The following is a 10741-nucleotide window of genomic DNA, read 5'->3' as shown; positions in this document are numbered from 1 at the left end:
AGATGTGTATAAGAGACAGGATGATGAGGTCGCCGGCGTCGGTGGCGGGGCCGTTGGCGGGGTGGCCGTGGTGGCCGATGTGGGTGTCCCAGCGGCGGACGATGCTCTTCCAGGCGGTGCCGAGGTGGCGGAGTTCGATACCCGCTTGTTTGATCGCGGGTAGGTGGTCGGGTTGGTTGAGTTCGTTGATCCGGTAGATGAGTTGGCGGATGGTTTTGCGGTTGAGGTCGCAGATGATGGTGGCCGCGCGGGCGAGGTAGCGCCAGGTGGTGACGGAGGTGGCGGAGGTGGGGTTACTGAGCCGGTGGATGCTGGCGTTGATGCCGGCGAGTGCTTGACCGGTGTCCTCCCCGGCTTGGGGCGGGATGCGGTCGGGTGTGTGGTGGACGGGGATGGCGGCGATGGGTGGTGGGGATTGGTTCTCGCTGTAGATGCGGGCGAGGACGGCGGCTTTGTGCAGGAGCGGGCCGGCTTGGTCGGAGCCGGTGCCGTAGGCGAGGTGGCCGAGGGTGGCGGTGTGGGTGCTGAGCTGGTGCAAGAGGGAGCGTGCGGTGTCGGGTGCGGCGATGACCCCGGCGTTTGCGGTGGTCGCCTGATCGCGGGTGACGGGGAAGTGGGTGGACAGCAGGTCCAGGCCGCAGCCCAGGGCGATGGAGGCGGCGCGGAGTTTCGCCGCCAGGGCTGATTGCGGGGTCGCGGTGTCTGAGGGTGGGCCGAGGAGGTGTTCGGCTTGTTTGATGAGGGCGCTGGCGCGGTGGGCGGCGTCCCGCACCCCGGCGGTATCGGTGTCGGGGTGGGGGAGGCCGAAGCCGGCGGCGATCTGGTCGTGGTAGCGGGCCAGGACGTGGGTGAGGCGGACCAGTTCGGGTGGGACGGTGTGGTGGCGCAGGTCGCGTGCGAGTTCGTTGGTGTGGAGATGGTGGCGCAGGTCGGTGAGGTACTGGTCGGCGAGTGTGGTCATCTCTCCGTAGGTGGCCACGGGCGGTTACCGGAGGGTGTCGCGCAGGCGGCCGGCGTGCAGGGCGGCTTGGAGGCAGGCCATCTTGTCGTCGGCGTCGGCGGCCAGCTCGGCGGCCCGGACCAGGTTCTTCGAGACGGTGGTTGCGAGGTGGAACAGGGCGTCGGCGGTGGCGTCCAGGTCGGTGTGGTCGGCGGAGGGTGTGGTGTGGAGTGAGGGGGCTTGGCGGAGGGCTTGGTGGGCTTGGACGGCTTCGCCTTCGGCCATGCCCCAGGCGATGAATCCGTCGGGTTGCTGGGCGGCGTAGGCGGTGATGACGCGTTCGGCGTGGGCGAGGTCGTTGAGGGCGGTGGTGAGGATCTCGGTAAACCAGGCGTGCCGGACGTCTTGGTGGTGGTGTTCGTGCGTCATTAGGTGTCCTCCGATTGGGGTGGGTGGTGGTTGCGGGCGGCGCCGGTCGGCTCAGCCTGGCGCGGGTCGAGGTGCGATGGCGGTCGGGCGTGCATCTGTGGACGAACGGCGGGGCGTGCTCGCTGGTCAGGTGGCGGGTGTTACGCCTGGGCGGCCGGGGGAGTGCGGTGGTTGATCACGGCTGTGGTCGTGCGGCTCTGCCGCGGGGAGGCTCTGGCTGATGTCGGCGGGGAAGTCCGCGGCGGCGGCCCTGGTGTCGGACGGTTGGTGTCTGTTCGCAGGTGGGCGCGGGGCGAGTGCGTCGTGCAGGCGGGTTTCGGTGATGCCGCTCCAGGAACTCAACGCGGTTAGGAGCCGCCGGCGGTCGTGTTCAAGGGCGTGCCGGGTCGGTTCTGGGGCGTCCGGGAGCCGGGTGGTGATGGTGGTGTAGAGGCGTTCGGCCTGGTCGGCATGGTGGACGGTGCCCAGGACAGTCGTAGTGGGCGGGAAGGCGGGTGCGGGCGCCAGGTGGGTGGCGGGTTCGGCGTAGACGAAGGGGATGCCGGGGACGGCGACCAAGAAGTCGGTCTCGGCGTGGGGGCTGGTGGTCTGCCAGCCGATGACGGTGCCGCAGCGGTCGTGCTCGCGGGTGAGGCGGACTTGGTCGCCGACTTTGTAGGGGGCGTCTTCGGCGGCTTCTGCGGCGTTGAGGGCGCGGCCAGTGCTGAGGGCGGTGGCGAAGTCGTGGCCGTGGTGGTGGGCGTAGTGCTCCAGGTCGCATATCAGTGCCGCCAGCAGGGCTTGGCTGTAGAAGGCGTCGCGGCGCAGGAGCGAGGGCGTGCCGGGGAAGGCCGCCTTCTCGTAGGCAGCCAGGGCCTGGGTGGCGCGGTCGAGGCGCCTGCCGGCGTGGGGCATGGTGGTCACCTCAGCGCCGCGGCGACGTTGCCGGCGTGGTGGACCGCGCGCAGGCACGCGACCCGGTCGGCGGGTTCGGTGGTCTTGGAGGCGACGTTGAGGATCGCTTCGGCCACGACCATCACCAAGCTCGTGACGGCTGCGGCGAACTCGTGGGCATCGCTGTCGGGCATGGGGCTCTGCGGCCAGGCGAGGCTGGGCGCTTCGGCCAGCGCCCACCAGGCATCGGATGCTTCGCCGAGCGCGGCCTGGTAGGCGTCTTCTGACGTGCTCTGGGCCAGGACGGTGGCGGCGCGCTCGATCAGCTCCAATCCCATGAAGGCGGCGGCGAGCAGCGCGGGCAGGGAGTCGGCGGCCTTGATCTGCCGGGTGGCGTAGTCGAAGAAGTGCTTCACCGGAACCTCCGATGCGGTGACAGACGGGACGGGGCGAATTTCCGCAGGTGAACGCCTAGCGAGGGTGGGAGCGTGTTGCGGCGGGGCCTGCCGGGCGTGGTGACGGCTGGGCGGCGGGCTGAGCCTCGGCGAGGCTTTGCGAGAGCGGTATGGGGAAGTCGTGGGCGGCGAGTTCGGCCGCTGGATCCAGTCGTGCATCGCTGGCGGGGTGGAGTGGTGAGGCGGTCAGGCGCGGTTCGACCTTGGCCAGGAGCAGGTCGGTGACGTTGCGCTGATCCATGCCGTTCCAGGCCACCAGGGCGTCCAGGATCACGTGGTGGTCGTCGAGGTCGTCTTGCTGGGGCTGGATGCCGGCGAGGTCGGCTCGGCCGATGCGGGCCATGGTTTCGATCAGGGTTTCCTCGGCGCGCAGTGGATTGCCGATAACGCCCCGGCTGGTGGACGTGGCGGGGAAGGACGGGGCCGGTTCCAGGTCGGCGGCGATGATGCTGCGGCTGCTGGTCTCGCCGAGGAAGTGCACGTCGTATTCGGTGGGGCCGTCGTAGGGGACCAGGAGCCCGGTGACGGTGCCGCGGGTCGGTGCGCCGAGCAGGATCGCCTCCTCGGCGGCGGGGCCGTTGAGTTGGATGGTCGTGCCGATGGCCAGGACGTCGGGGCTGTTGTGTTCGCTGAGGTAGTAGCCGTTGGCCTGGGCGAGGATGTCGTTGAATTCCAGGCCGCGGTGGTCGGCGTAGTGCATCAGGTCGATCAGCAGATCGCCGAGGAGTTCGCTGGCGTGGGCGGTGTTGCCACGATGGTCGAGGTGTTCGGTCTCCTCGAACAGCGCTTGGAAGGCGTCCAGGGCTGCGGCTCCGAACTCGGCGAATTCTGCGGCGCCGGCGTCGGCCATACAACCTCCAAGGGTGGTCGGTTCGGTAATGCGGTCGTGTCGGTCGGGTGGTGTGGCGGAGGAGGGCTAGCAGGTCAGGGTCGTGGCCTGCGTGGACGCGGCGGGTGGTCTGGCTTCGGAGTGCTGCTGGCCGGCGGGCCGTCGGAGCGGGAGGGTCCCGGCTGCTGAGGGAACTCCGTCGCGGACAGCCGGGCCGCCGCGTCCGGGCCGGGGCGGCGGCTGGGCGGTCGCTGGGCGGTGTCGATGATGCGGTCGTAGAGGTGGCGCATGATCGCGTCGGGTCGGCCGCCGGACCACGTGCTCAGCCGCATGGTCAGTTGCGCCAGGTCGGTGAGTGCCTGCTCGTCGGGGACCAGGCCGTTGCCGGCGGCGCGCTTGAGCCGGACGGCGATGTCGATGATCGTCGATTCGGCGTCGCGGGCGTTGCAGACGACTCCCGCCGTCCGGGTGGGCAGCGGCAGCAGCGAATCGGCCGGTTCCAGTTCGAACGCGGTGACGTGCAGACCCTCGCTGATGCCTGGGACACGCACCGTGCACTGGGGTTCGCCGTCGGGTGCGGTGGCGAGTGCGGTGATGAAGCCGCGCCACAGCGGATAGTGCGGCTTGGCGCCGGTGGCGGTGCGCTGCTGCCGGAACTGGACTTCGGCGCCGAGCCGGAAGTTGTAGCTGGGATCGTGGTCGGGTCCGCCGCTGTCGAGCCGCTGCTGGTGGAGCTCGGCGAGGGTGTCGTGGATGTCGAGGTCGCGGGCTTCGGCGTAGCGGGCGAGTTGTTCGATGAGCGAGGTGATGAGCGGTTCGGCCAGGGTCGGGTCGGCGCGGTGGCTGGGGGCGTCGTCGGGTAGGAGGTGCTGCTGGTAGGCGTCGAGCGCGGCGGCGACGGCCTCATCGTGGTCGGACAATGCTGTACCTCCAGAAGGCTGAGCGGGTGAGGCGGGGTGGTGGTCACATCTGCCGGGGATGCCGGTTCGCGCGCGGCGGATCTGGGCGGCTGGACGACGACGTCCGGGTGGGCTGTTCGCCGGCCAGGACGGCGGCGATGTCGTTGGGGAACCCGGTCGCTGCACGCCGCGCGGTCGAGGACCAGTCCTCGCCGGTGCGGTGGATCTGGCCTGCCCGGTAGCGCAGGTGCTGCAGTACGTGCTCGGGTTGGGTGCCCGACCAGGCGGCCAACGCGGTGGACAGTTCGGCCAGGTCCGCCAGGACGTGCGGATCACCGTCGGTGTCGGATGTGCGGTGTCCGGCCGGGAGGCGGGTGAGAAGGTCTGTGATGGTGTCTTCGGCGGCGCTGGCGCTGAACACGGTTCCGGCGGTGCGGGTCGACAAGGGCACCATGCGGGTGGCTGGCATCAGCGCGGACGTGCCGGTGTGCTGCGGGTCGATGATCCCGGGGATGCGCAGCACGCATTCGGGGTCCTGTCCGGGGCCGGCGGATTTCAGTTCGGTGATGAACCCCCGGTGGGGCTCGGCGCCGTGGTCGCGGAACTGGACTTCGGCGTCCAGGCGGAAGCTGTAGCGGAGGTTGGTGATGGCGCCGCCGCGGTCGATGCGGGCCTGGGTGAGCGCGTCCAGCAGGTCGACCATGTCCAGGCGGTTGCTTTCGCCGTAGTTGATGAGGTCGACCACCAGCGCATGCAGGAGTCCTTCGGCTTCGACGTGGTCGGTGCGGTGCCCGTTGGCCAGGTCCCCGAACAGGTGCCGTACGTAGGCGTCCAACGCCAGCGCGGTGGCTTCCATGTGCTCGGTCATGCCAGCCCCCGGTCGGCGGCGCGGACCAGGGACGAGGCGGTTCCGGCGCCGGCCGTGGGCGGGGTGGCGTGGTCAAAGCCGAGCCATCCGGCGGGGACGGGGACGGTGCGGGCTTCGTGCGGGGCCAGGTGCTCGTTCTCGGTGCACTGGTAGAAGGGGCCGCGCGGGCCGAGCAGGACGGGGAGCTGGTGGTCGAGGTGGTCGCGGTACCACAGGGCCATACCGGTGGCGCCTTGCAGCCGCATCGCCTCCCAGGCGAACCAGAGTGCGGTGAGGCGGGAGATGGCCTCGCCGTGCCGCCACCACTCGGCGCACCAGCGGAACTCGCCGCCCAGCGTGCGCCGGTACATCGGGACGAAGTGTTCGCTCACCCAGGCGGTGACATCCGGGTACAGCGACTCGCGACGCTTGCCGGCGTCCGTGGACGGAGCAGGATCGGACATGAAGCTGAAGCCTCCAAAGCGGTGGATGTGTACATGTGAAGGCCCCTTTCTCTGCGGATGTGGACGTGTCTGTGCGGACGTGGATGTGGTGCGTGGTTCGGACTAGGTCGTGGGCCAGGTGTCCGGCCGGTCGCGGTGGCGGCGGGCGGCCTCGGCGATCGCGGCGTCGGCGGCCGTGATCGCCTTGCTGATGGAGGCGGCGTGCGGCCCGGAGTACCAGGGGCGGAGTCGGATGAGGGCGGGTTTGGTGCCGGTGGCCAGCAGCAGCGCGGTCCCGGCGGGCAGGGCGCGGATGTCGGCGCCCTCGAGGATCTCTTGGCGGCGCAGCGAGATCTGTTCGCTGGCGCGGCCGTCGCTGTAGCTGATGGACCGGACGGGCACGTCGTGCTGCCCGATGAGGGTGGCCAGGTCGCGCACCAGCCGGGGCGAGTCGATGCCGGCGCCGATGAGTTTGCGGGTGGCGGCGCCCCAGAGTGCGGCCATGCCGGGTTCGCCCCAGACGGTGACGCCCTGCTCGTAGCTTTGCAGGATGGTGACCGGGATGATGCCGCGCGAGCCGAGGTGGGAGTACAGCTGGGGCAGGTCGGCGATGCGGCAGATGTTGGCGGCCTCGTCCAGGGCGACGATGAGGGGCGGGTCGAGGCGTCCGCCGGCTTGTTCGGCGCGGCGTTCGGCGGCGCGCATGGCGGTGTCGGTGAGCGCGGCGATCAGCGGCGCGGCGGCCGACAGCGACTTCGACAGCAGATACAGGGTGTCGCGGGAGCCGGCGAACGCGTGCGGATCGAAGACGGGCAGGCCCCGGTCGGGGGTGACCCAGGCGAGGATCTCCTGGTCGCGGAGTGCTTTGGCGGCGGTGCGGGCGGTCTGGTAGATCCCGTCGCGGGTCTCCACGGCACCGTTCTGGGTGCCCTTCAACGAGGAGGCCATCAGCTGGAACCCGGCCTGCTGCAGCAGCTCGATCGGCGTCGGGACGGCCGGCTCGTCCAACCACCGGGCGACGTGGTGCAGGGAGCGGCCAGAGGTGGCGGCGGCCAGGAACAGCGCGCACAGCAGGTCTTGCGCGGCGGGCCCCCACAGGTCCTTCTTCTGGCCGTCGTCGACGGTGAGGACGAAGTGCCCGGCCAGGCGGTGGGCGTCCTCCACCGTGGACAGCCCGGCGAGCGGGTTCCACCACCACGATTGCGGCTGGTAGGTGATGCGCTGGGGATCGAACAGCCAGATCTTCCCGCCGGTGCGTGCGGCGCGGACAGTGGCGATCGCCGACCATAGGTCCGCCTTGTTACTGGTCGCGATCACCGGCCCGGGCGCGAACAGCACGTGCGGGATGGATTGGGTGGTGGTCTTGCCCGACCGGGGCGCCATGAATGCCACGACGGTGTCCTCGAACGAGGCGAACAGTGTCGGCCCGCTCCGGTCGCCCGGCAACAGAACGTCGCCCAGGACGAGGCCGATGTCGTCCGGCTCCAAGTCACCGGGGTTGGAAGTGGCGAGGGAACGCCGCAGCGCAATCGCCTTGCTGGCGGTCGCGTCCGGTTGGAGAGCGGTCAGTCCGGGGTTGTCGGCGAGCGTGGCGATTGGATCTCCAGGCTGTGGAAAACGTCGCGCGATCTTCGGCCAGATCTCCCAGATAGCGCAGGACAGTGCGATGACCAGCAGAAGGAGGATGAGCAGGACGAGCCAGGTCGGTGTCCCCGGCCAGGCCAGATCGGTCCGTCCCCGGGCGAGGGTGATTGCGAAGTCGGTGCCGAACGGCATGACCGTCCCACCGATTGCAACCGCGGACAGCTTGGCTGCGGCCCACACGATCCACAGCCCGGCGATGGGTGTCCAGCAGGCGGCGAGCACCAGCCATGCGGCGCCGGTGGTGGAGTGCCACAGCGAGGCGCGTGGCCCTAGTGCCCGGGTCATGCGGTTGCCCGGATGGCGTGGTCGGTGTCGTAGAGGTCGGTTTCGGGTCCGACGAGGGAGAGTTCGATGGGGATGCCGAGGCGTTCGCCGGTTTTGATGAGGTATTTGCCGCGTCCGGGGTGGCGGGCGCCGGGTTGCCAGGAGTCGGGTGCCGACCAGGAGGCGACCAGGTGCTGTTCGGGGCCGGTGAGTGGGGTGATCTGGTGGACGCGGGCCAGTTCGCGGGGCGGGAGTCCGGCCAGGACGGTGATGGCCGAGCGGTCGGCGAACCCTTTGGCTTTGGCGCGGTCTTCCTCGGTGGCCAGGGCGTCGAGGTCGGCGAGGGAGTGGGTGATCATGACCGAGGCCATGCCTTTGGCGCGGTTGAGGCGGGTGAGGGCGTCGGCGTGCTCGACCAGGCCGGGGGCGCCGCGCAGCGCCCGCCACAGTTCGTCCATGACGCCCAGGTAGGAGCGGCGGGGCGCGGCGCCCAGGTCGGCCAGAGCGGTGGCGGCATCGACCATGCCGAAGGCGTAGGCCCAGGTGCACAGCATCGCGGCGGTGAGGAGTTTGTCGCCGGCGGCGCGGACGCGGGAGATGTCGACGCTGATCGCGGGCGCGTCCAGATCGAGGGGGCGGGTGGTGGCGGCGTCGAAGACGCCGGCCAGGGAGCCGGAGATGAGCAGGTCGAGGGTGAAGACCAGGTCGCGGGTCTGGGAGCGGTAGGCGTCGCTCGAATCGGTGCGAGTTGCTCCCCGCAGCTCGTCCGGCCCCTGCTCCAGGATGCGCAGGACGTCGACGATGGTGGGTTCGCGGTCGAGGCGTTCGTCGAGCAGGTCGATGGCGCGGCCCAGGACGACTTCTTCGGCGTTGGTGATGCGGCCCTCGCGGACGAGAGTTGCCAGGGCCAGGAGGAGGGACAGGCGGCGGGAGCGTACTTCCCAGCGCAGGGTTTCGGCGTCGGCTCCCGTCAGGCGGCGGCGGGCGTGGTCGAGGGGGCCGGCGTCCAGGGGGTTGATGCGGTCGGCGCCGCGTCCGACGCGGATGACCTGCCCGCCCAGATAGTCGACGAGGCGGGTGTAGTCGGGTTTGGTGTCGCCGAGGATGATCGGTGTGGTGCCGGTCGCGACGGCGCCGGTGACCAGGCGTTTGACCAGGGTGGATTTGCCGGTGCCGGGCTGGCCGAGGACGAACATGCCGGGGTTGGTGACCAGCCCCTCGCGCAGCCACGCGAGGGGGTCCAGGCAGACGACTTCACCCCACAGTTGGTGGCGTCCGACCGGGGTGCCGGCGGTGGGCGTGCCGGACCCTGCGGTGAAGGGGTACAGGCCGCAGACCTGGCTGGTGGTGGCCTGATACTCGGGTGCGGGTTCGACGTGCGCGGCGCGGCCGGCGCCCCGCCCGCGCCACCCCCAGGGCGGGGCGAGCGGTTCGGACATGGCCAGTGTTTCGGCGTTCGGCAAGCGTGACTCCAGGCTCTAGTGGATGAGTCGGCGGGACAGTTCGGGTGGGCAGATGCCGCACGGCAGGGTGGTGGCGAACCCGGCGGCCTGGCTGCCCCACAGGCGCCGCAGCCGGATCTTGGCCGAGTCGGCCGCGGCCTCCACGTGTGCTGTGGCGCGGCGCAACTGCTCGGGGTCGGACGCGGTGACGGTGGCGTACAGCGAGACCAGGCACACCCCGGCGCCCATGGCCTCCTCGGCGGCGGCCTGCCGTGCGCGGGCGGCGTCCCAACTGTCGCGGGCGGTCTCGTCGCGTCCCGTACGGCGCCGGAACTGGGTCCGGAAGGCCGCCGCGTTCACTTCCTGCTGCAGGACACGGCTCGCTGCGGCAGCCGGCAGGGCCCGGTATTGCAGGGTGAGGCGCTTGGGAAACGGGCCGGGCGCGACCAGCCGGGCCAGGACGTCGGAACGGACGTTCTGCCGAGGCGGTTCGTGCCAGGCCCAGCTCACCGACACACCACCGTCGTGCTCGTAGTGGCCGGTGTGCTCGGTCGCGGCGACCGGCCCCGCATCGCCCCAGCCCAACACCTCCTGTGAGTCAGGGCCGGCGAGCAGCCGGTTCACCTCACCGCGCGCATCAGGATCGAACGCGGTCCGCACGGCCCCGGCGATCTCCGCGGCGGTCGCCCGACCCAGGACCGAGACCCCGCACCCACCCAGCCGGGACGCAAGCCCGTCGAGAGCGCGCCCGAGCTCGGCAACCGCCTCGTAGAGGTCTTTGGGGCGGGTCGCGGACGCGCGCGGGTCGAAGGTGATCGACACGCGGGTGTCGACATCGGCGGCCGCCGCCGGAGCGGCACGGACCAGCTCGCCCATGATGGTGCGCGCCGCCGCAGGAGCGGTCGGGACGACCGCGCGGCCTACGGCGTCGGCGAGCGTGGAGCCGGGTTCGGGTGCGGTCTCGACCGTGACCGTCACCCACCGCACGGCGGGCATGTGCCCGAGCGCGGCCAGCCAGCCGCCCCAACCGGCCACCCAGGCGTCGGCGTCGGCCTGGTCGGCGAGCCAGGTCGAGGTGGGGACGACGCGCAGGGTGGCGGTGAGCAGTCCGGTGCGGCGGTCCCACACGATCCCGTACCGGCCGCAGTACCCGTCCTCGGCGCTCAGCAGGGTCAACGGCGCCAGCACGCCTGGGAGCTGGAACGCGCGGGGATGGTCGATGACGACCCCGGCGCGGTAGTGGTGGTGGCCGCGCCACACCCCGCACTGCCAGCGGCACCGCGCCAGCACCAGCCGCACCACCGGAACGCCGCCCACCCGAACCAGTCCGAGTCCGCCGCCGACCAGCGTCGGCGGGAGCAGGTAGACCAGCAGGTGCGGGGCGGTGGCGGAGATGAGCACCAGCAGCATCGCCGCGGCGAGGGCGATGAAGGTGGAGGCGATGTCCAGGCCGAGCAGGCCGATGCCGTGCCGGCGCCGCCAGCCCCCGTAGGTGCGGACGTCATGCCCCATGGCCACCGCCCCCTTCACCAGCCGCACCGGCCGCGCCGGTGGGGCCGCCGAAGCTGCCGGTCGCCGCCCAGCGGACCGTGTCCTCGCCGCGCTGGCGCGCCTGGTCGGCCGTGCGGACGGTGGTGGGTCCGACCGGTTCACCGTGGCCGCCGTCGGGCGGCACC

At 71.2% G+C, this 10741-nt stretch carries 11 protein-coding genes; all 11 read right to left on the bottom strand.

The genetic code is table 11. The features are described 5' to 3' along the window. On the bottom strand, window positions 1–961 hold a 961-nt coding region (locus tag E1284_RS33245), incomplete at its 3' end, for a hypothetical protein (RefSeq protein ID WP_131944130.1). 24 nt (window positions 962–985) lie between these two features. After that, window positions 986–1369, bottom strand: a complete 384-nt coding sequence (locus E1284_RS33240; RefSeq protein ID WP_131944129.1) for a hypothetical protein — start codon at window positions 1367–1369, stop codon at window positions 986–988. A gap of 126 nt (window positions 1370–1495) precedes the next feature. Then, window positions 1496–2263: a hypothetical protein gene (locus E1284_RS33235; protein ID WP_131944128.1), complete on the bottom strand. Its 768-nt coding sequence runs from the start codon at window positions 2261–2263 to the stop codon at window positions 1496–1498. Window positions 2264–2268: 5 nt separating this feature from the next. After that, a complete protein-coding gene (locus E1284_RS33230) occupies window positions 2269–2658 on the bottom strand; it encodes a hypothetical protein (protein WP_131944127.1) in 390 nt (129 codons plus the stop codon). Window positions 2659–2713: 55 nt separating this feature from the next. Next, window positions 2714–3547: a hypothetical protein gene (locus tag E1284_RS33225; RefSeq protein ID WP_131944126.1), complete on the bottom strand. Its 834-nt coding sequence runs from the start codon at window positions 3545–3547 to the stop codon at window positions 2714–2716. Between the two features lie 74 nt (window positions 3548–3621). Further along, complete coding sequence (locus E1284_RS33220; protein ID WP_131944125.1) at window positions 3622–4446, bottom strand: hypothetical protein; 825 nt, start codon at window positions 4444–4446, stop codon at window positions 3622–3624. Window positions 4447–4489: 43 nt separating this feature from the next. Beyond that, window positions 4490–5293 carry a hypothetical protein gene (locus tag E1284_RS33215; RefSeq protein WP_131944124.1) on the bottom strand — a complete coding sequence of 268 codons (804 nt, stop codon included), beginning with the start codon at window positions 5291–5293 and terminating at the stop codon, window positions 4490–4492. Then, window positions 5290–5736 carry a DUF4913 domain-containing protein gene (locus E1284_RS33210; protein ID WP_131944123.1) on the bottom strand — a complete coding sequence of 149 codons (447 nt, stop codon included), beginning with the start codon at window positions 5734–5736 and terminating at the stop codon, window positions 5290–5292. Before E1284_RS33210 ends, E1284_RS33215 begins: the two co-directional genes overlap by 4 nt. Window positions 5737–5838: 102 nt before the next feature. Further along, on the bottom strand, window positions 5839–7644 hold the full coding sequence (locus E1284_RS33205) for a type IV secretory system conjugative DNA transfer family protein (RefSeq protein WP_131944122.1): 1806 nt from the start codon (window positions 7642–7644) through the stop codon (window positions 5839–5841). After that, on the bottom strand, window positions 7641–9062 hold the full coding sequence (locus E1284_RS33200; RefSeq protein ID WP_131944121.1) for a hypothetical protein: 1422 nt from the start codon (window positions 9060–9062) through the stop codon (window positions 7641–7643). The genes E1284_RS33205 and E1284_RS33200 overlap by 4 nt, the downstream gene beginning before the upstream one ends. Before the next feature lie 39 nt (window positions 9063–9101). Further along, the gene (locus tag E1284_RS33195) at window positions 9102–10577 is read right to left on the bottom strand and encodes an SCO6880 family protein (RefSeq protein WP_131944120.1); all 1476 of its coding nucleotides are present in this window, start codon (window positions 10575–10577) and stop codon (window positions 9102–9104) included. Between the last annotated feature and the right edge of the window lie 164 nt (window positions 10578–10741).

This window comes from Actinomadura bangladeshensis, from assembly GCF_004348335.1.
Taxonomy (GTDB): domain Bacteria; phylum Actinomycetota; class Actinomycetes; order Streptosporangiales; family Streptosporangiaceae; genus Spirillospora; species Spirillospora bangladeshensis.
The sequence above is the reverse complement of the archived record's forward strand: the minus strand, read 5'-3'. Positions and strand labels throughout refer to the sequence as shown.